The sequence below is a fragment of the Photobacterium sanctipauli genome, assembly GCF_003026495.1.
GTDB classification, from domain to species: Bacteria; Pseudomonadota; Gammaproteobacteria; order Enterobacterales; family Vibrionaceae; genus Photobacterium; species Photobacterium sanctipauli.
This window is the reverse complement of sequence record NZ_PYMA01000001.1, coordinates 552,793-574,670: the sequence shown is the minus strand read 5'-3', so window position 1 is coordinate 574,670 and position 21,878 is coordinate 552,793. Positions and strand designations below refer to the sequence as shown.

Genomic DNA, 21,878 nt, shown 5'->3' with positions numbered 1-21,878 from the left:
TGAGTTTCTGGAGAAGTCGGTAACCGGCTATGTCAGTTGTAAAGCTATCCTTTTTTGTTGAGTGCTGTCGGGCAAAGCTAACCTAGCTTTGCCCTTTGAGTATTAATTTATGTAGATGGGGTCAGGCTTAACCTTTCAGGTGTTGCATGGGTAGTTTTTACCGTGACCTCTGTATTTTCTCCTGTATGTCTGATTGTTGCTTGGCTACCTGGTTGATTAAGCTGCCAATGACCTTTCACCGTGATAGTGGTTTGGACGGGTTGAGATAAGCTATAGCGCCATGGTCTGCTATAGATACTTACTTCAACTTGCTCCCCGTTTTCATCAACCTGATCCGGATCTGTTCCTGTATATATCGCTAAATCTGGGTTCACGATACTCAGTGATAAGTTTCGGCCATTTGTGATTTGAGTCATCACCTGGGAGGGGGTATCGGCTGCTAAAACGTGAGTCCCTGTCGTAGTTGCGGCTTCAAAAAATGCAAAACTCTCGACGCCTGAGCCCCCCCTTACGGCATGCACTTTATTGTCATGCTGAATGACGGTGTAGTTAGGTTCAATCTCATCTGCCGGTTCTACACGAACGGCATATTCATATTGGCTATCCTCAGGGGCGATGCCATGGTTAATCAGGGCTGTTGCGAATTGCCCCTGTGTTGGACTGCCATCATTTTGTGCATTTGAATGTTGGTCTTGGTATAGGAAACGGATGGTTTCATCCCCTTTAACTTGAACAAAATACAAGTTGCCAGCGGGATCTTTGAACTTGGTGTCGCTAGAGAAAGTCGTATCTGTGCCTAGTTGGTTTTCTGGTGAGTTATTGATTTCAATAGGCTCAAGGTTAGGCACACTATGCTGAAACAAGGTGGTTTCTGTTGGGTAGCGACTTTCGTTATTTACAACGCCAGAACCAAGCGCGACGATGGTATCGTCAAAGAAAAAATAAGACTTTCTGGCTCTTAGGCTTTGTTGCTCATATTTCTTATGTCCATGTAACTTCATCGCGAACATAGCATTATCGTCTCCCAATGCATTGGCACCCGAATAGCTTTCTGTCGATAGCAGCATTTCTTCGATACCAGCGGCTGGTAACTGAGACAGTGTTGCCTTTAGCTCGTCATTGGGCAAATGAATGGTGGTGGTACCAGGGAAGCGGTTCCAATCCCACCCATCATGGCTAAAGGGTCGCTTGCTTAGATCCGATGGTGTCAATTCAAGTTGGCCGTATTGCAAGTAGCGACCATATAGGTTGTTCGCTTCATAAGTTTCATTGCCAACCAGGTATCGGCTGAAGCCCCTGGCCATCGCTAACCATGAAAGTGAAGGATCCTGGAAGCTGGTTCCCCTTGATATAGCCGTTGACGAGTAATTCATAGCCCAAACACCAACTGGCTCATCTTCTGCTGGAATCTCTTCAAATTCTGGCATCTTTGCCAAATTTGCATACGCGGCAGCTAACTCTTGGTCTATTGAGTCGCCTGATGGTGATCCTGCAAGTGCCATCCATTTGTAAGGTGTTGCGGATATTTTTTGTTCACCTGTAGGATGGCGTCCACTGAGCACTATCGGCGTTACCATTTCTTTGGTGTAAATACGCATTTTCAGCAATGCATCTTTAGTGTATTCATGTGCCGGTTGCGTAATTTGATAAGGGCTTCCACCAAGACCAAATATTGTTGCGGATAAGCCATTAAATGCATCTTTGCCATAGGCTGGATAATGCTGAGAGTGATGGAAAGTGGAACCATCAGGTTTGAAGCCGCCGCCTAGTCCATCTGATGTAAGAAGGGTTTGGCTTAACCACTGTTGTAGCTGGTTTAACATGGCCACACGTTCATTATGATCGGGTAGCAGCAGGAAGCTTTTTACCATCCATTGTAATTGGGTATTTAAGATATCGACATTTGAATCGATGATGTCTTCATCTTTCTCATAAATACGGCCTGATGCGTTAAACCACATCATTAATTGCTGGGATTCTTTTAGTAAACCGTGCTCACTGATCAGCTGTCTCATGATGAAAAGCGAATCAAATAGCTCACGAGTTTGGTAGCCAAGGTGGGAGACAATTTGGTAGCCAGAGCCGTTAGTAAAACCTTGAGAAATCGCGTATTGAGTGGCGTCTATAAACGCACTTTCCAATGCATGCCTGTTTTCAGACGAGAGTGAGTTGGTACGAAGAAACTTCGCCGTCTCTAGCATGGCCTTGCCGAGATCCCTTACTTGTTGGGTATCCAGAAGCATTTCTTCAGTATGCTCGTTGAGAATGCCTGTTTTTAAAAATTTCTGTCTATTGGGGTGGTCTAGTGGCTCTCCCGAAATACTGCCATCGGCGAGAGTTTGGATTTTAAATGGTTGGTATTTAGCAAGGTTTTGGTCAATTTTTTCTTGGCTTATAACGCTATTGGGCTTCACTCCCAGATGCTGGTCGAAATTTGAATACAATGTGGCTGTCTCACCACTTGTATCATCAAATTCTACTTCGAAATTAAAATTCGGGTTTTCTTCTCGAAGCATTTGGTCATACATCAGCACAGCACTCCAATGCTTATTTGCCGATGTTGGAATATCCGGGTTTACAAACGGTTGCTGGTAGTCTGGGGTCGGCCAACGATTATCGACGGGCACAGCCATCATTACTTGGTCTAATAAAATGGTACCGGCAGTGCTAGGAGAAGTAATTTGAGCTGGTTCATGCTTTCCGCCGGTGCACCGTTCATATCCCTAAATGGAACCGCGATACCTCGCCAGCCGGTAAAGTTAAGGGAATATTGGAAAAATACATTTTCTTGCTCGTTGGTTTTGAAAGAAAAACGCAGTGAGTCATTGATTGGGGTCGAGTTATATACCCAAGCCATGAAGGTTAAGGGAGTTGCTGGGTCTTCATCAGCGCTGTAACCAATGTCATTACTAAATTTCAGTGTGTTTGTTGATTCAAACTGCCATTGTAATGAGTGGTCGCCATCTTTGGATTGTTGGTTAGATATAGCTAAAGCATGCGGACTGTTAGTGGATATTGTTTGTGGAATACCATCTTCAAAGAAGTACATATATCCACCAGGCTCATTCGCTTTTCCTTCCTCATTATTTTGATTGGAATTACAGCCCGTTAAGGCCAGCATGATGCTTAAAGTTAGAATACCATATTTCATTTATTTACCTTTTGGTTGTGTTTGTTTTTTCAGTGAAGGCTATCGAAAATGAAATAAAGGGTTGTTGACCATGTTCACACTGTTTTATATCGAAGGCTGCTGACAATTATTATCTTATTGTTTGTGGGCTTAAACTCACTAGTGAAAGTGTGTTTGAGTGTTTTTTCTTTCGAATTTTCATTTGTTGCGTATTAATTGTTTCGAGTTGGTTCTTTATCAAAGTTTTTAACTTAAACACTTTCTAGCTGTATATCTTCTTCATGGCTTGTGATGCCTGTCACTATTATTTTTCGTTTGCTTTCATATCATCTTTCGTAGTTCTTCGTAAACGTAAAGGTAAGCAATGAGCCCTGCACACAAAGCCCGTTTTCATATGATGGCGAAGCCAACCAGTTTTCACTGTAATTTGAAGTGCGACTATTGTTTCTACCTTGAAAAAGAAGACACCTTCTCGCCTGCAACAGACCCACGAACGAACTATATGGGCGATGGTACGCTTAAACGCTACGTGCGTGATTATATTCGCTCGCAAGACAGTGATGAGATCGACTTTGCATGGCAGGGGGGAGAGCCAACCCTTGCTGGGCTGGACTTTTATAAGCAAGTTGTTAAATACCAGCAGCAATATGCCGAAGGGAAGCGCATCACCAACAGTTTTCAAACCAATGCGATTGCAATCAATAAGCAGTGGGCCGAGTTCTTTGCCGAACACCAATTTTTAATTGGAGTATCGATTGACGGTATTGCCGAAGTGCATGACAAGTACCGTATTTCGGTCAATGGCCGCCCTACCTTTGAGCGGGTAAAGCACGCCATAGAGTTGTTAAAAAGTCATGGGGTTGAGTTCAACACCCTTACGGTTATCAACGATCAGAACTGGCACCAAGGCCGGGAAACCTACCGGGCGCTCAAGGCGCTGGGCTCGCAGCACTTGCAGTTTATTCCAATTGTCGAGCTACAGCCCCAATGCCAGAGTATCCAAAAGGGACACTATGTTCCCGCTGGCGCCAGCGAAGAGTTGGAGTTAGCGCCATTCTCGGTGCCCGCTCATGGCTATGGGCGCTTCATGGCGGATGTTTTTGATGAGTGGATCAAAGAAGATGTTGGCCAGGTTTTCGTACGCATGTTCGACAGCATCTTGGCCACTTGGCTTGGGTATCCAGCGTCGGTATGCGTTCAATCTCGCGAGTGTGGCCAGGCTATGGTGATTGAAGCCAACGGTGATGTCTATTCGTGCGACCATTATGTTTACCCCGCCAATAAGCTCGGTAATATCAGCCAAACCAACATTGCCACCTTGGCGACCAGCAAGCAGCAGCGTCGGTTTGGCAGTGCGAAATCAGCCAAGCTCACCCAGCGCTGCCAGCAGTGCGACTTCCATGCTTTGTGTTTTGGCGGTTGCCCAAAACACCGAATCGAGACCGTGGCTGATGAGCGCCATAAGCACAATTACCTTTGTGCATCCTACCAACAGATTTTCCGCCATACCGCACCTGCGATGCATTTAATGGCGCAAGAAATACAACGTGGCGGCCATGCTGCGAATGTAATGCCTCTATTGGCCGGTATGCCGGCCTAATATCCCTACATAACAAGGAGTGAATAATGAAACTGTCCTCAGCCAAGAAGACGATATTGGCCGGCTTTGTCGCCGCTGCCTGCGCTGCCCCAACGGTATCTGTCGCCGCCGAGAAAGTAGAACAGCCAAATGTGCTATTGATTGTGATGGATGATTTAGGTACCGCCCAACTTGACTTTGCAATGGACGATATCAACAAGGCTGAGCTAGTTAAACGCCCTGTGCCGGCTCGTTACGATGGTGACTTTGATAAATTGTACGATGCGGCGAAACGTTCAATGCCGACCATTACCAAGTTGGCAAATGAAGGCATACGCATGACCAATGCCTATGTGGCAACACCGGTATGTGGCCCTTCACGGGCGGGAATGATGACAGGTCGAAATCCGCATAGCTTTGGTACCTACAGTAACGATGATGCGAAGCTAGGTATCCCGTTAGATATCAAACTGTTGCCTGAGTTGTTTACCGAAAATGGCTATGCGACGGCAAATATTGGTAAGTGGCACAATGCTCGCGTGACCAAGCAGCTGGTGCCGGAAGAAAATCGCACCCGTGATTATCATGAAAATGAAATTCCGTTTGCCGGCGAAGGTTTTGGTGCTGAAGAGCGTGGTTTTGACTACTCCTACAGCTATTACGCATCAGGGGTTGCCTTGTACAACTCACCGGCCATTTTCCGCAATGGCGAAAATGTCCCAGCACCGGGTTACATCACCCATAACCTGACGGATGAAACCGTTAAGTTCATTGAACAAGCCAATGAGGAAGATAAGCCATTTTTCGTGAATTTGGCTTACAGCGTGCCGCATATTCCGCTTGAGCAACCAGCGCCTGCGAAATACATGGATAAGTTCAACACCGGGAATGTTGAAGTCGATAAATACTATGCCCACGTGAATGCATCGGATGAAGGCATTGGCCAAATCATCGATAAGCTAAAAGAAATGGGGGAATATGAAAACACCCTGATTTTCTTCCTATCGGATAACGGTGCGGTATTTGAGTCGCCGATGCCAATGAACGGCATGGATCGTGCGTTCAAGGGAACACGCTACCGCGGCGGTGTGCATGTGCCGTTTGTTGTTCACTGGAAGGGGCAACTACCTGAAGGCCAAGTGAATAACACCATGATCTCGGCGATGGATATCTTACCGACGGCGTTGAATGCGGCGGGTATTGATATTCCTGAAGAAATGAAAGTGAATGGCCAAAACATCATGCCGTTGTTCATGGGTGAACAACAAGAACCGCATAAGTACCTGTACTGGGCAGGCCCGCGTGCATTGCACTACTCACCAGAGAGTGCCGACTTCTGGAACCATTACTGGAAGTGGATCACCTACGAGGAAGGCGAGTTCATTCCAAGCCCATACATTGAGCGCCACTCGAAAGGTGAGTGGGCGATCAAGGATCAGAGCTGGTCGCTGCACTACTACGATGACGGCAACGCAGAGTATGAGCTATACCACTATGCAGAAGATCCCGCCGAGTCTATCAACCTAGCAGATAAGCACCCAGAAAAAGTGAAAGAGCTAAAAGCAGCATTTTACAACTGGGTTAAAGACAAGCCTGCGCCTTTGGCATGGGGACAGGACCGCTACGAGATCATCACTGACTCTGCTAAATAACTTTCCATCTTATTAGGCCTCTTCGGAGGCCTTTCGTTTTCTTTTGAGCCGAATCTTATGCAAAAAACAATCACATCCAAGCCGCGCCCGACGATACCTTACGAGCATCCAGACCTTTCGATGTATATGAAATTATGCAAAGAAAACCTCGTGCGACAGCGTTATAAGAAGGCGGCATACAATCAGCATGACGAGCTTATTCGCCAGCAATTTAGCGATAGTGAGCAGTCGCTATCCCAGCTCTGCGAAACCTTAGTCCAGTACGTCGCAGAGGCATTTGAACATTATGCTGTTTGGGATTACACCCACGCTTATTATCCGGGACGGCCAAGCCAGCAAAACGCCAGAACCGATGCGATGGAGGGGTGTAGCCGAGTACTGCCGACCTTGGCGGCTTGGTTGAATCAACGAAACGGACAGTCGTCTATCGCTGGCCTTAATGGTAAGCCGATTGATGTCACTGCCATTTTATCGAAGGCATTTCTTGCAGGGACCGATCCTAACCATAAAGGGTACTGGGGGACCCTTCATGATTATGATCAGCGTATATGTGAAAGTGCTGACTTGGCACTGGCACTTTGGCTAAGCCGTGATTGGGTATGGCGGCAATTTTCCCCGTCAGAGCAACAACAGGTTGTTGGCTGGTTCAAGCAGGTAAATCATTGTCAAACCGTCGATAATAACTGGCACTTGTTTCCGCTGACGGTGCAGTTAGTTATCAAGGCGCTAACTGGTGAGGACTGTGTTGAGCAGCAACGTTATGAAAGGGTCAAGGAGTTTTACGTTGGTGACGGCTGGTTCCGTGATGGCGCGAAAGGGAATTATGATTATTACAACGCGTGGGGTTTTTATTACTCCCTTTATTGGCTTGATCGTATTGATCCTGAGTTTGATTCGGCATTTATTCGTGAGTCGTTAGCCGAGTTTATCCATGGCTACCGCTACTTTTTCACTCCCGAAGGCCTGCCATTTTTCGGTCGCAGCGCCTGTTATCGCTTGGCAGCCTCAGTCCCGCAGTTGGCTGCACTTGACTTGGGGATCGGACGAGACCAAACAATCCCATCCTTATTGTCGGTCGGCGAAGCAAAATATGCTTTGGAAAGTAGCCTCAGATACTTTATTGCCAACGGGGCATTAAAAAACGGGGCTCCGACTCAAGGCTTGTTCGAAGAAGATCCTCGTCTTATCGATAATTACAGTGGCCCTGCGAGCAGCTTTTGGTCATTGAGGGCGCTGAATATTGCGCTCTTTAGCGGTGATAAAAACGGATTATGGCAAGCAGAACAACAACCTTTCGAAGTGGAAAAGGATGACTTTTCTTTCAAGATCCCGGCAATTGATGCCACAGTGATGGGTACTTTCAAAACGAAAGAGGTCGTGGTTGTGTTTCATTCGGATTATATTCAACAGCAAACACCTGCTTCCCGTTGTTTGGAAAAGCAAAAAGTACAGAATAAAGTCCTGGAGTTGCTGACATCAAGGGCTGAAAGGCCGAAGAATAACCTGTTGCGAAAAGGGATCACCTGTTACACATCGAAAATGTCTCATTTCTTTTGATTTCGCATGTTTTCGATTTGAAGGTATTTATGTGATCTAGATCTTTTCTTTTGTTTTTGTTTTCGAATATGATCAAACCGAAAGCTAACGAAGGTTTTGAGGTTTTATATGTTTCTGGTTTCTTCTCGTGAAATGCTCCATAAGGCGCAGTTAGGTGGTTATGCTGTGCCTGCGTTTAATATTCATAACTTGGAAACAGTCCAAGTCGTACTTGAAACAGCAACAGAAATGGCCTCGCCGGTCATCCTTGCTGGTACGCCTGGCACCTATTCCTATGCGGGTACAGACTATTTGGTTGGTATTTGCCAAGAAGCTGCCAAGCGTTACAAAACGCCGATTGCACTTCACTTGGATCACCATGAATCTTTTTCTGATATCCAGAAGAAAGTGGAAACGGGCATCAAGTCGGCAATGATTGATGGCTCCCATTTCAACTTTGAAGAAAACATCGACTTGGTGAAAAAAGTGGTGTCTTTCTGTCATGGTTGGGATTGCTCGGTAGAAGCAGAGCTTGGCCGCTTAGGTGGTCAGGAAGATGATCTGATTGTTGACGAAAAAGACGCAATGTATACCGATCCTGATGCGGCTGTTGAATTCGTTAACCGTACCGGTATCGATTCATTGGCCATCGCGATTGGTACTGCCCACGGCATGTACAAAGAAGAGCCACGCCTAGACTTTGATCGCCTAGGTATGATCCGCAGTAAAGTGGAAGTGCCATTGGTACTCCACGGTGCTTCTGGTGTGCCTGATGCTGATGTGCGCCGCTGTATCGAATTAGGTATTACTAAGGTAAATGTCGCAACCGAGTTGAAGATTGCGTTCTCTGATGCGGTTAAGCAGTACTTTATCGAAAATCCAAAAGCGAATGACCCTCGTCACTATATCGTACCTGGTAAAGAAGCGATGAAAAAAGTGGTGATGGAAAAAATCAACGTGTGTGGCAGCGCAGGTAAACTGTAAGCGCATACGCGAATAGATAAGGTATGCCCTCTGTACCTTATCTTGGCTAGTTTGGCGTAAATTCCCCCATCTTTTACGTCAATCTAGCCAATTAATAAATGATTGAATGAATGTTGCTGAGTGTTTTATTCGGACCTTTGCCCCAACTTTTCCAGAGTTGGGGCTTTTTTATTTTATTAAGAGCACACAAACCAAGAGCTAGCCGACGCGGTGATATAAGCTTCACGGTGCCATTCAAGCCGCTTAAATGCCGGTGCTGTACGAATGTCGCCCTGAAGCTTTTCTGTTGCAAGTACCTTTACCATGCCACTGTTGACGCTGTGAACTTGTCCCCGGTAGGTATAGCCGCTTGGCGCGCCTTGGGGGTGATCATAAATACACACCGTGGCACCGACGTTGGAATAGATGAACTGGCTTTCATCGCTCCAAGTATTGCTGCTACCAGACGTTGTCGGTGCCTGGTAGAGGGTGGAGCTGACCACGGCTGGCGAAACCAATTGCCGCTGCGGGTGGTAAGGCTGGTAGCCAAGAATTTGCGCTGATTGATACCACTCGTCTTGTGGCGCGGTGGTATTTTCAGTGACTTTCAAGGTAACGAAAGGCCCGTCAAGGCAGAGATCGGCCCACAAGGCAGTGCTGCTGATCCGCGCCGAGAAAATAGGGCGCTCATCAAACGTATTGGCATTACTCACGCACCAAGTCCCACTTGGCTGGTGGATCAGCTGTCCTGCATTGGCATCGCATACGCGCTTGGCAAGATCTTGGTACTCAGCAATATCATTTTGGGCGTTTTGTTCGCTAGTAGAGCAATAGCGGTAGGTAAAAGAATAAGCGCTTTTCGGATAGAAAACGCCTTTGTCGACCACGGCACCGTTGCTGCGGGTATCGTTAAGAGAAATAAAGCTGAGGGTTGAGTCATAAAAACTGTATTCGCCGGTTTTTCGTATCGTTTCAGGTGTAGAACTACAACCTGAAATGATGAACGTAAGGCTAGATGCTAACAGGAGTGCTTTTTTTGACTGAATCCGCATAAATCACTTCACCTCTCGACCATAGCAAAACGCACCAAAATAGCGCCAAACAGTGTTAAGTATATAGCGAGATACTGCCTGCAGGGGTTATTGGTTTGAGAATGAAATAAGAAAGCACAGCCTTAACTGTGCTTTCTTGTCTTATGCAGCCTAATTGGACGACTTATTATTGCAGAAGCAGTTGAGCGATTGCGACGCCATTCGGGGCGATATCATGGGTAACGTAGCTGACTACAACACCATTCACTTCTTTTTGCTGTGCCTGTTTAGCGACACCATCAATTAAAATTTGTGAATGATCACCGTAGAAACGCGCCTCCCAAGTCAAAGCATGCTCAGAAGTGTTGGTTACTGTTGAATAACTTAAGCCTTCATGACGTATTTTGAGCTCATGCTCTCCCATAGGTAGATACTCGACCTCTAGCCATTCGACATCATGTGGCAAGTGTGAGGCGGTGGTGACTTGATGTCCTGCTGCATTAGGCTCAACGCCCATCAGGCCCTCAATGGTATTTGAAATAAAGGTGAAGGATATTTCCGGGTAGTCACCATTGGTGCCTTGTGTTGGGCGTTCATGAGGCAGATCTTTTTGGTTGATGATGTAGTTCATCCATTTCCAAGCCTCCTCATTTTGGTTGTATGGGAAATAGGTTTCCGGAATATAGGTGTAGGCTTCTATATTGTTAGGTGCCTCAGGGGTTGAACCAATTCCCTCGCCCAAGTTAGCGGAAATGAAGTCAAGGTAACGGTTGTTGCGAACGCCAGGCTCAGTGATGAGCTTCATCGGCATGAACCAACTGTTTTCCTTGCCGAAATCATTGAGGCGTAAGCCATCTTTCTGAACGATATTGACGTAGTTATCAAGTGGTTTGTTCGGATCTTTGATACTCCAATCTTCATTGAAGAAGGTTTTTAGATCGTCTGCCTTTTGTTGCCACTCCTGTGCATTGGCATGCTCTCCTCGAGCTTGGAGCATTTTTGCGTAGGATAGAGTTGCTTGGTATTGCGAACCGATGCCATCACCCGCCTCAATGGGGAACTCGCCGCGTTCGTTATAGGTCGCTGATCCTTCAAAGATACCGCCATACCCTTCCGCTATGCCATTGGGATCTTGATCATCATGCAGTGCGATGTAATCGGTGAGCACCTTGGTGTAAAAGTGCCAAAGCTCCTCGTCTTCGATATAGCGACGGTCGCCAGTCCATAAGAACTGCTCGTAAGCTTTTTCAATAAATTCAAATTGTGCAGGCACTTCACGGACAAAGTACTCATCATGGTGGTAATCGATAACATGCGGCGTGCCATCGAAGTTAATGGCCCACAAGGTGTACCATTTCCGTGGCTCGGTTGAGTGGCGGGCAAATGTTTTGAACATTGAGTAGTTTTCTGGCGCGAGCCCGGCTAGCCAGGCTCCTGCTGACTGGTGCAGGAAATCGCGGGAATAAAAGGCTGTTCGGTCAAAATAGCCTGCCCAGTATGAGGGGATATAGTCAGCCCGGCCAGTTCCGTCATTATTATTTTCATCTCGGTTTACCAAGCCATTCTTGCCTGTCATGACAAATTGCTTGGTTTTATCAATCGCCCAGATAAAAGACTGCTCTAAGGCTTGGTTTGAAGATGTAATGGTGACTTCTTTATTTTCCACTATCGCAGTGAGTTTCCAGCGTTCTGTATTTCCCCTGTGGTCAGTGACAAAGGCTGTGACAGGCTCACTAAAATCGATAATGTCACCCGCTCTGATTGAGGCGTAGCTGTCTGGTGAAATTCGCATCTCACTGACGGCAAGTTTGCTTGTCTCACTGCCAAAAGGTACTGAGAACTCGATAGTGCGCTTGTCACGGTGAACGCCGGATACACCTGATTGCCCTTCAACACCAAAGCTGACTATTTGATTAAATTTAGGCTCTTTGTTTTTCTTTGATTTAACGAGTTCGACGTTATCAATACTAACGGCACTCTTTTTGGCGCCAGAGAAGAAAACCTGCAAGGATTCACCTTGTTCAAGGGCAATATTTTTTAGTTTTACTTGTTTGTATTTCTTGTTGCTTGGGATTTTTTTCTGAATCAGTACATCATCATGTAAGTTCTTGAGGCCAAATTTCGCGCCTGATTTTTCGCTTTTAACGTACGCTGTTAAATCATAGTAAGCGGTTTCTGGGATGATGACGTCTTGGCTAATGTGGTGGTCTGTACCCACTGCAATGCGTCCACGGTAAGTGCCATCATAGGCGCCGTCGCTGCGGATATTGGCAAAGTGGTAGTTCCATCCTAAGCCTTTATCTTCAAAGCCTGGGTTATTGATAATGTTGTGTTGCGTAGGGTTTGCGTATCCGGTTCCTGAGATCAACAGACTAGTGACTACCGCCGCCAAAAGGTGCTTTTTCATTATTAGCCTCGTGTATTGGATGTGAAATAGGGTGTAGGAAATGAGGGCATTCTTATTTTCATGGTTCCCTTCATTCGTTGGAGCAGGTCATATCTTTACATGCTGAGATCGGCTATTTCTTCACGATAAATGAAAAGAGTGTCCTATTTTGTAAGATTTTTGATGCTTGTTATGAGATAAGAAAAAAATTGGAAGCAATGTCGGCAGCCATAAGCGGCTGACACAAAGTTATTTTTAAGGGCAATCGAATACTCGTCGTACGTTAAATGTATTGGTTGGCATAAAATGGTAAGTCAAAGGGAATTGAGAGAAGCATAATAGCGCTGCACCCAAAGGGAAGCTTGATTGCAAATAACGGCAGTACGCCATTAACTTTATCCAATCGAGAGAGTCTTATGAAAAAGTATCTAGCTTTAGCTCTATTCGCTGCTTCTATGTCTTTTAATGCAACTGCAGCATCAGAGGATGAAATTCGAGAAGGTCGCTATGCTCAATTTTCAGAACAAGCCTGTTCGGACGTATTGACCGGTAACGGCATGGCAACAGTCGGTTTTACAGCGGCTTTCGCTGCAGTACACCCGGTGGCAGCCATTGTTCCTTTGGTGACGGGAACGGTAAGTAGCCATGACTTCAAGCAAGACTGTGAGTCAGCCCAGCATATGCGCCTTCAAGATCAGAAGGAAGTCGATCAGTATTGGCAACAAACAAACGATAATATTTCATAGTTATCTATGTAATTAAGAATAGTAGTGTGCAGTAACGGCTAGCACACTACTATTTAGTGGTTAGCTAATGCGGTAATTCTACTTTTTTGTGGTTAAACTCTGCGTTTAGCTTACCTGCCATTCGCTTTAATCGAGTTGAAAGATACAGATCTGAAGTATCTTTAAAGTTTGATTGGGCAAATTTAGTTATATTACTTGCTAGCGGTCCGTCGTGTGATTTTGGCATTGTTATTTAGTCTTGGTTAGATAGAATAGATTAAATAGAAATTAATTTCTATGAGCGTATTTTTACTTTAGCTCTACAACTACTACAACGATATACCGAAGAGTAAAATAGCTTATCTATTCCTCGGCGTTTAATTCGTTGGTAGTTATTTCCTTGGCATTTACAATGCATGTTTCACTTCCATATAAGTATTTAATCGGCAAATATTATGCGGGTTTACAGGGTGTGAAAATGTGATCTCTGTTCAGGTTTTGTCTGTATGTTCAAGTGATAGCATTAATCAAACGTGACAGTAATATTAGATGTATGTAATTTTAGCCAGTGTTTTTGTTTTAGCTCATTCATTGTATGTTTTTCTATGCGCCTTCGGGTTGAGGATACATTTTTTGTTACAGATGCAAACTATATTGAAATATAATTTACACCTAAACTCACTGATAAATGAATGATTATTTGCTGTTAATGGCAGTATTTTGTATATATAAGCATTAATGTATAACTATTAATATATAGGCCAGTCGGCGGCATCAACAGAATCTAATCCGCCATCAAATTTATCCCCGCCCCATTTATTAATAAACGTTCGGTCTGGATCATAATCATCGGTTTGTTTTTCGATATTGAAATGTCGATGGCCTTGGGGGTCAGCACCTACACCCGCAAGGTATTGCCAATTACCCCAGTTGGATGCGATATCGTAGTCAATTAAATGTTCTTCAAAGTAACTGGCGCCGTAGCGCCAATCCAAACTCAGTTCATTGGTTAAACAACTGGCTGCGATCTGTCGTCCGCGGTTCGACATGTACCCAGTTTGCCGTAGTTGGTTCATTAATGCATTGACCAAGGGGTACGGGGTGTTTCCTTCACACCAGCGGCGAAAGCGTTCAGGATAAAATGCGGTGTTTGGTGAGCTATCTTTAATACCTCTAAACTGGAATAAACGATGACCGTATTTGTGGCCGTACCATTGGAAATACTCTCGCCACATTAATTCGTATTTTATCCAGTCGGATGAACCGCTTTGCTCACACTGAGCTTGTTGATATTGCGCCAAAGCCGCCAGAACTGACTTGGCAGACAAGCAACCCAAGGCTAGCCAGGGGGAAAACTTGGTAGAATAATCCCAACCATCAAGCCCATTACGGGTTTCCTTATAATTACTCGGTGCTGAACTGGCAAAGTAATTCGCCATTTGTTCTAAACCCGCTGTTTCTCCGCCATTAAACTCTGAGGTGAATTTCTTACTAAGCAAAGGGGATAACACATCAAATATCGCAACATCTTTTGGCCGCGGTGGCATCTTTGTAATATCACCAATCGGTTTTTCAATTGGGGTATCTTTTACCAATTTATGAAACTTAGAAAAGGTCGATGGCAGTTCGTTTAATTCAAATGGGAGTTCAGCACGGTCAAACAAGGTATGGGTCGTGATTGCCCTAAATTGAATATACGGATAGCGGCCCATTAAGGTCTGCCAGTTTCTTTGTTCGTAAGTGCCGACATGTTCACTGGAGTAGATAGCCGACACATTATGCCGTGTGATGAGCTCTGGCAATATGTTCAAAGGATGCTCTAGGGCGATGAGTAACTGTTGGTTTCGCAGCAGCAGCTGGTCCGATAGTGCTTTCAGTGAGTGTAGTAAAAACTGCCAACGAGCCTTGGCTGGGATACTGATTGTATAGGGGTAACGGTTGGCTCGGGCACTGGGTATACAGTAAACACAGATAAGTTTGTCGACTTCTTCAACAGCAAGTCGAAGGGCAGGATTATCATGAAGCCTCAAGTCATTTTGAAATAGAAACAATCCTGTCGCCATTGCGAATCCTTTCCTATGGGATGTGTAATAACTATAGAAGCTCTATCTACAAGCGTTGGTTTTTTGATGATTTAAAGCGGTTAACCTAAGGTGACCTCTTATAACAAAGGCGCGGTTTCGCGCCTTTGCTGTATCTAGTCGTAACGGCGTGTTTTATTCCGATTCATTCGGAATTTGCTTGACCACCTTGGCTGGCGATCCGGCAACCAAACAATCGGGCGGGACGTCTTTCGTCACGGTTGAGTTGGCGGCAACTACAGAGCGGGCACCAATTGTCACCCCTTGGCAGATCACCACTTGACCGCCCACCCAAACATCATCTTCGATAACGATAGGTTTGCTGTAGGTTTCCCAGCGGCGGCGGCTGCGGTGATCGAGGGAGTGGGATGCGGTGTAAAATTGGGTATTTGGGCCAATCAGCACGTTATCACCGATATGGATTTCGGCATTGTCGAGCATAGTGACGCCCATGTTCAGGAAAGTCTTGCTACCAATATGGATAGTTTTACCGAACTCGCACAAGAAAGGTGGGGTAACCCAGCTTTCTTCGCCAAATGAACCAAACAACTCGCGGCAGTAGCCATCTACGGGCTCACCCATACTGTTATTGATCTTGTGCTTCAATATGTCGGCTTGCTTGCGAACGGCGCTAATACTTGGGTCGATACCGTCAAACGGTTCACCACTGACCATTTTTTCGAATTCAGTCATATTTTGCTCATGGTAGTAGGTTGAAAGCGTATTTTATTGCGTGGTTGCTGAATCATACTTGATTGGGCGCAATTAAAGACGGCAGCCATTGGGCTGCCGTCAATAAGATTTATGCTTCACTAGAAGTGCTGCGAGCGCTTCGCAACGAGGGTGAATTTGTAGTCCGATGACTTAAAGTAGTTTCGGCTGAACTCGAAGACGGTACCATCGTTAAGGTAGCCTCGGGTGATCTTCTTGATGATCGGTTGATCCGCGGCGATCCCCAGTTGTTCAACGACTTCTTCCGGTGGCAAGACTGGGATGATTTCCTGCTCGCTACGGTCGATAACCATTTTTTTCTGCCCCTCGACGTATTCGTATTTCGAACCACGCATCACCTCATAGGTAAGATCGGGGAACAAGGATAGCGGCATCCAAGTTTCTTCTAGTGTCGCTGGGTTGTCGTCGATGTAGCGGACACGCTTAACGTAGAAGACACGCTCATCGTCGGCAATTTGCAGTGCCTCGGCAATGGTTAGGGAAGGTGACTTGATTTCAAAGGCCAAAATCTCACTGTGGGTTTCGACATTCAGGTGGCTCAGCTTTTCATAAAAGCTGGTGTACTGGTACATGTCGTAGTTGACCTTGTTTTCTTTAACGTACGTCCCACTGCCTTGAACACTGTTGAGTACATCTTGCTCGATCAGCAGCTTGAGTGCTTGGCGCACGGTCACTCGACTTACCGAGAACTCTTCCCTTAGTTGCGCTTCGGTCGGCAAGGCTTCACCCGGCTTGTATTCACCAGATTTTATTTTTTCCCTTATTGCATCAGCAATCTGACGGTACATAGGAAGGCGTGCCACGTAAATCTCCTCCGGCAAGGCAAAAAGCCTCACCCTTAATTATATTTAGTACCAATGAGTTGAAGAACGGTACAAGTATGTCTGCATTTTACCTGTAATAGATCAATCTGAAAAGTTGTCATATACAAGGCAAAAAACAAGCAATGAAAGTAATGATACATATTTTAGTGTTTGTGTGAGAACGATTACGGATGTCCTGAGTGAAATACGTATTATATTTGTATTAATACAACTAAGGGCGATACACGCCGGTGAGACGACGGTACAGAGGATTACAATGAAACTGACCACCCTTACCCATAAGTCGCTGATTTCGCTCCAGACTTCGTTTGAGAGCAGGGAGGCGGCAATTTATGCATTGGCAGACAAGCTCGATCAACAAGGCAAACTTCACGATAAACAAGCTTACCTCGAGGCTGTTTTTGCTCGAGAAGAGCAAGGGCCGACGGCGCTTGGCGAGGGCCTAGCAGTCCCGCACGGCAAGACAGATGCGGTTAAAGAAGCCGGTTTTGCTGTGGCAACGCTTAAGCAAGACCTGAAATGGAAGGGGATCGATGAAGACGAAGATGAAGATGTTAATTTGGTCTTCCTGATTGCCATTCCTAATGCGGAAGCAGGCTCAACACATATGCACCTGCTAACCGAGTTGACCACCACCTTGGTGGATGATGATGTCCGTGAAGCGGTATTGAATGCTTCAACCGCTGAAGAAGTCATGGCTTTGCTTGATGGTTCTGATGAACAAGAAGATGTATTGGAGTCTGATGATACAAATCAAGCACGCCCAACCATCGTTTGTGTTACCGCATGCCCTGCAGGTATCGCTCATACCTACATGGCGGCAGAATATTTAGAGAAAGCGGGCAAGAAATTAGGCATTAATGTTCATGTTGAAAAGCAGGGGGCGAACGGCATCGAAGGCCGCCTGACAGCTGAGCAACTGAATAAAGCCGATGCCTGCGTATTTGCTGCGGAAGTGGCAATCAAAGAAATCGAGCGTTTCAATGGCATTCCTCGCGTCGAAACCCCTGTGGCAGAGCCTATCCGCCATGCCGAACGCATTCTTAATGACGCAATGGAAGCAGCCAAGAAAGGAACAACGGAAGCACGTGTTGCCGCAACTGATGACAAACCTAAGAAACTGCCGTTCAAAACCGAACTTAAGCAGGCTTTGCTCAGCGGTATTTCTTTTGCGGTACCTTTGATTGTTGCGGGTGGTACGGTATTGGCTGTCGCCGTACTGATTGCCCAAATCTTTGATCTTCAAGAGCTGTATGCAACAGAAAACTCCTGGCTATACATGTACCGCAAGCTGGGCGGTGGCCTGCTTGGCACGCTGATGGTACCGGTACTGGCGGCTTACACGGCGTATTCCTTGGCAGATAAACCGGCATTGGGCCCAGGTTTTGCGGCGGGTCTTGCGGCAAACATGATTGGTTCGGGTTTCCTCGGTGGTGTCGTCGGTGGTTTGATTGCCGGCTACGTTATGCGTTGGGTGAAGGAAAACATTCGCCTAAGCCCTGCCTTCAATGGCTTCCTGACTTTCTACCTCTACCCGGTTATCGGTACTTTGGTAGCCGGTAGCTTGATGCTGTTCGTTATTGGTAAGCCGGTTGCATTCCTAAACCAAGGTTTGACCGATTGGCTAAACGGCCTGTCTGGCTCTAACGCCCTACTGTTGGGTGCCATCATCGGTATTTTTGTCTCGTTCGACTTAGGTGGTCCGGTCAACAAAGCGGCTTATGCTTTCTGTCTGGGTGCGATGGCAAACGGTGTGTATGGTCCATATGCCATCTTTGGCTCGGTGAAAATGGTATCCGCATTCACGGTAACCGCTTCAACCATGATGGCACCACGCCTATTTAAAGACTTTGAAATCGAAACGGGTAAATCGACTTGGCTGCTAGGCCTGGCGGGCATTACCGAAGGTGCGATTCCAATGGCTATCGAAGACCCAATTCGTGTGATTGGCTCATTCTTGGCAGGCTCAATGGTCACAGGCGCAATCGTGGGCGCGGCAGGCATTGGCCTATCAACGCCGGGGGCGGGTATCTTCTCAATGTTCCTACTTCACGATGCCGGTATCGGTAGCTTCATGGCCGCTGCTATCTGGTTGGGCGCTGCACTGCTTGGTGCTGCTATCTCTACACTGATGCTAATCAGCTGGCGAGCGCATTCAGCAAAAAAGGGCACATTTAAAGTGACCGCTGAAGCGTAATTTAAACCACAAATTCAATTTATGTCACTTCATTGCTGACACCCATGAAATATGTCGGGTGCGGGCTTCTGCACCCGACAGAGCTAGAAAATATATCAGGTACACAATTATGACTACATCTCGCGTTCATATTACTCCGCACATGCACTGGGATCGTGAATGGTATTTCACAACAGAAGAATCGCGAATTCTGTTAGTTAACAACATGGAAGAAATCATGGCTCGCCTAGAGTCGGATCCAAACTACAAATACTATGTACTTGATGGCCAAACCGCTGTGCTTGAAGACTATTTTGCAATCAAGCCTGAAAACGAGCAGCGCGTACGTGAGCTGGTACAGGCGGGCAAGCTGATCATCGGCCCGTGGTATTCACAAACCGATACCATGCAAGTTGCCGGCGAGTCTATTGCCCGTAACATGATGTATGGTATTCGCGACTGCTTGAAGTTTGGCGAGCCGATGAAAATTGGCTACCTGCCAGACTCATTTTCGATGAGCTCGCAGTTGCCGATGATTTACAACGGCTTTGGCATTAATCGAGCGATGTTCTGGCGTGGTTGTTCAGAACGTCACGGCACCAGCAAAACCGAATTTTTGTGGCAGAGCAACGACGGCAGCGAAGTCACGGCTCAAGTGCTGCCGCTTGGCTACGCGATAGGCAAATACCTACCACAAGACGAAGCCGGCTTGCGTGCTCGTCTCGATAAATACTTCCCTGTGCTTGAAAAGCCATCGGTCACCAAAGATATCTTGCTGCCAAACGGCCACGATCAGATGCCTATTCAAAAAGACATCTTTGAGGTCATGGACAAGCTGCGCGAGATCTACCCTGATCGCGAATTTATGATGAGCCGTTATGAAGACGTCTTCGAGCGAATTGAAGCGCTGCGCGACCAGCTCGATACCGTGAAGGGTGAATTTAACGACGGTAAATACATGCGTGTTCACCGTACCATTTCTTCAACCCGTATGGACATCAAGCTGATCCATGCTGAAGTTGAGAACAAAATAGTGAACATCCTAGAGCCACTGGCGGCAATCGCTTGGTCTCTGGGCTTTGAGTACCACCACGGCCTGATTGAGAAAATGTGGAAAGAAAGCATGAAGAACCATGCCCACGACTCAATTGGTTGCTGCTGTTCTGATAAGGTTCATGCGGAGATCCTTAACCGCTATATCCTGGCCGATGATATGGCGACCAACCTTATTAATTTCTACAAGCGTAAAATTGTTGACCATATGCCGACTCGCGAAGGCTGCGACAAGTTGGCGTTCTTTAACCTATCGCCATACGCTCGCGAGGAAGTGGTCAATACCACCATTACTATCCGTGCGAAAGCATTCAAAATCTTCGATGAAAACGGCAACGATGTTGAGTACTTCATCCAAGATCAGCGCGAAATCGACCCAGGTAAGATTGACCGCCAGATCGTGCACTACGGTAACTACGACCCATTTGTTGAATACGATATCCAACTGAAGACCACTGTGCCGGCAATGGGCTTTACCACTTTGCACATTGAAGGCAACTGCAAAGGCAAGGTGAAGGTTGCCGAGCAGAAAGACTACGTGATGGAGAACGAGTTCTACCGGATCAATGTGAATGACAACGGTACCTTGACTATCTTTGACAAGGAAACCGAGCAAACCTTTGACCAAGTCCTGCGCTTGGAAGACGGCTCCGACGACGGTGATGAGTACGACTACTCGCCATCGCGTAAAGAGTGGTTGTTTTACTCGGATGAGTTTAAGGCGGAAACGAGCATCAAACACGAGGGCTTCCAATCGGTGGCGAACATCAAGCTATGTATGGACGTACCGGCTAACCTTCAGGCCCGTGAATCACGCTCGAACCAGTACGGCTATGTCGATGTCGATTGCCAAGTGGTATTGAAAGCGGGATCTCGCCGTATCGAGGTACGTATGGAGTTGGACAACCAAGCTGACGACCACCGTGTTCGTGTGCTGTTGCCAACGCCATTTGTATCGGAAACCGTTGTCGCGGACAACCAATTTGGTGTGATCACCCGCCCGGTTAACGATCCTGAAATGGAAAACTGGGAACAAGACGGCTGGAAAGAGGCGCCTGTACCGGTTTACCAGTTGATGAACTTTGCGGCCTTGGAGAACGGCAAGGCTGGCATGGCGGTAATGAGTAATGGCTTGCGCGAGTTTGAGGTGATTTCATCCCAAGGCAACGAAGAAAAAGATACCCTTGCCCTGACGCTACTGCGCGGTGTGGGTGTGCTTGGTAAGGAAGAGTTGCTGCTTCGTCCTGGCCGACCTTCTGGCATCAAGATCCCAACCCCTGATTCGCAAGTACGCGGTAAGTTGGTTTGTGACTTTACCTTGTATGGTTTCGCTGGTAACCACATTGAAGCCAATGTTATGGCGGCGGCACGTGATAACGTCACGCCAATCCAGTGTTACAACAAGATCCCTTACAACGCGATGAAACTGAATGTGGGTGAGCAAGACTTGCCAATGACTTTCTCATTGCTTGAAAAAGACATGGCTGGTGCGGTGATCAGCGTGCTGAAAAAAGCCGAGGATGCCGATGCGCTTATCTTGCGTGTTTACAACCCGTCTGAAGCCGAGACGATCACTGATGGAGTCCAGTTTAGCCGTCCGGTCACTGAGTGGGTAGAAACGCGAATGGATGAAGTTGTGCTAAAGCAGCAATCAGCGCAGGACAATCAGTTTGGTGAGTTGCGACCTTGTCAGGCAAAAACATTCCGTGTGCGTTTTTAATACCAAACCTCAAAAGAACTTAATCAGTTAATTTTGTTGCTATAGCGAGAAATGCCGAGCAGATGCTCGGCATTTTTGAACTTATTGGTCATTTTATGTGCTCTTCACCCCTCGCTCCCCATTTATTTGGCCTCTGCTACTCGTTTCTCGCCAAAAATTTTTGCTTCCTTCTAATAGACCGGATCTAAGGTTTTTTTCTCTTTAAATCATATTGTTGTGCATTTGTCTTTTGGTTTTTCATTTATTTGTTAATACAAAAGCAATACATATGTTTTTGTTTGTGTGATGGC

At 46.3% G+C, this 21,878-nt stretch carries 14 protein-coding genes; 7 read left to right on the top strand and 7 right to left on the bottom strand.

Annotated features, from left to right (window positions below):
• Positions 1 to 107: 107 nt before the first annotated feature.
• Entirely contained in the window at positions 108 to 2,636 is a 2,529-nt protein-coding gene (locus C9I98_RS02475) for a chondroitinase family polysaccharide lyase (RefSeq protein WP_245907070.1), read from the bottom strand.
• A gap of 8 nt (positions 2,637 to 2,644) precedes the next feature.
• A complete protein-coding gene (locus C9I98_RS26770) occupies positions 2,645 to 3,151 on the bottom strand; it encodes a chondroitinase family protein (RefSeq protein WP_245907069.1) in 507 nt (168 codons plus the stop codon).
• Between the two features lie 343 nt (positions 3,152 to 3,494).
• On the opposite strand from C9I98_RS26770, the gene C9I98_RS02470 reads away from it, so the two are divergent.
• The 4 genes from C9I98_RS02470 to C9I98_RS02455 all read left to right on the top strand — a co-directional run bounded on the left by C9I98_RS02470 (position 3,495) and on the right by C9I98_RS02455 (position 8,881).
• The gene (locus tag C9I98_RS02470; RefSeq protein WP_036826519.1) at positions 3,495 to 4,730 is read left to right on the top strand and encodes an anaerobic sulfatase maturase; all 1,236 of its coding nucleotides are present in this window, start codon (positions 3,495 to 3,497) and stop codon (positions 4,728 to 4,730) included.
• A 26-nt stretch (positions 4,731 to 4,756) separates the two neighbouring features.
• The gene (locus C9I98_RS02465; protein WP_036826516.1) at positions 4,757 to 6,361 is read left to right on the top strand and encodes a sulfatase family protein; all 1,605 of its coding nucleotides are present in this window, start codon (positions 4,757 to 4,759) and stop codon (positions 6,359 to 6,361) included.
• Positions 6,362 to 6,511: 150 nt separating this feature from the next.
• Positions 6,512 to 7,918 (top strand): DUF2264 domain-containing protein, encoded by a 1,407-nt coding sequence (locus C9I98_RS02460; RefSeq protein ID WP_420848113.1) that lies wholly within the window; start codon positions 6,512 to 6,514, stop codon positions 7,916 to 7,918.
• A gap of 108 nt (positions 7,919 to 8,026) precedes the next feature.
• Positions 8,027 to 8,881 carry a tagatose bisphosphate family class II aldolase gene (locus C9I98_RS02455; RefSeq protein ID WP_107271529.1) on the top strand — a complete coding sequence of 285 codons (855 nt, stop codon included), beginning with the start codon at positions 8,027 to 8,029 and terminating at the stop codon, positions 8,879 to 8,881.
• A 176-nt stretch (positions 8,882 to 9,057) separates the two neighbouring features.
• Here C9I98_RS02455 and C9I98_RS02450 read toward each other — a convergent pair whose 3' ends face one another.
• Together C9I98_RS02450 and C9I98_RS02445 are read right to left on the bottom strand one after the other, a co-directional pair.
• The gene (locus C9I98_RS02450) at positions 9,058 to 9,912 is read right to left on the bottom strand and encodes a hypothetical protein (protein WP_036821381.1); all 855 of its coding nucleotides are present in this window, start codon (positions 9,910 to 9,912) and stop codon (positions 9,058 to 9,060) included.
• Positions 9,913 to 10,078: 166 nt separating this feature from the next.
• Positions 10,079 to 12,298: a glucosidase family protein gene (locus C9I98_RS02445; RefSeq protein ID WP_036821378.1), complete on the bottom strand. Its 2,220-nt coding sequence runs from the start codon at positions 12,296 to 12,298 to the stop codon at positions 10,079 to 10,081.
• Positions 12,299 to 12,693: 395 nt separating this feature from the next.
• Between C9I98_RS02445 and C9I98_RS02440 the strand changes: the two genes are divergently transcribed.
• Positions 12,694 to 13,023: a hypothetical protein gene (locus C9I98_RS02440; RefSeq protein ID WP_107271528.1), complete on the top strand. Its 330-nt coding sequence runs from the start codon at positions 12,694 to 12,696 to the stop codon at positions 13,021 to 13,023.
• 728 nt (positions 13,024 to 13,751) lie between these two features.
• Here the strand turns inward: C9I98_RS02440 and C9I98_RS02435 are convergent.
• The 3 genes from C9I98_RS02435 to C9I98_RS02425 all read right to left on the bottom strand — a co-directional run bounded on the left by C9I98_RS02435 (position 13,752) and on the right by C9I98_RS02425 (position 16,618).
• The gene (locus tag C9I98_RS02435; RefSeq protein ID WP_107271527.1) at positions 13,752 to 15,065 is read right to left on the bottom strand and encodes a DASH family cryptochrome; all 1,314 of its coding nucleotides are present in this window, start codon (positions 15,063 to 15,065) and stop codon (positions 13,752 to 13,754) included.
• Between the two features lie 153 nt (positions 15,066 to 15,218).
• Positions 15,219 to 15,776, bottom strand: a complete 558-nt coding sequence (locus C9I98_RS02430) for a sugar O-acetyltransferase (protein ID WP_036826497.1) — start codon at positions 15,774 to 15,776, stop codon at positions 15,219 to 15,221.
• Between the two features lie 119 nt (positions 15,777 to 15,895).
• Entirely contained in the window at positions 15,896 to 16,618 is a 723-nt protein-coding gene (locus tag C9I98_RS02425) for a GntR family transcriptional regulator (RefSeq protein WP_173424696.1), read from the bottom strand.
• Positions 16,619 to 16,895: 277 nt separating this feature from the next.
• On the opposite strand from C9I98_RS02425, the gene mngA reads away from it, so the two are divergent.
• The gene (gene mngA, locus C9I98_RS02420) at positions 16,896 to 18,836 is read left to right on the top strand and encodes a PTS 2-O-a-mannosyl-D-glycerate transporter subunit IIABC (protein WP_107271526.1); all 1,941 of its coding nucleotides are present in this window, start codon (positions 16,896 to 16,898) and stop codon (positions 18,834 to 18,836) included.
• Between the two features lie 109 nt (positions 18,837 to 18,945).
• Positions 18,946 to 21,588 (top strand): mannosylglycerate hydrolase, encoded by a 2,643-nt coding sequence (mngB, locus tag C9I98_RS02415; RefSeq protein ID WP_107271525.1) that lies wholly within the window; start codon positions 18,946 to 18,948, stop codon positions 21,586 to 21,588.
• Positions 21,589 to 21,878 lie beyond the last annotated feature (290 nt).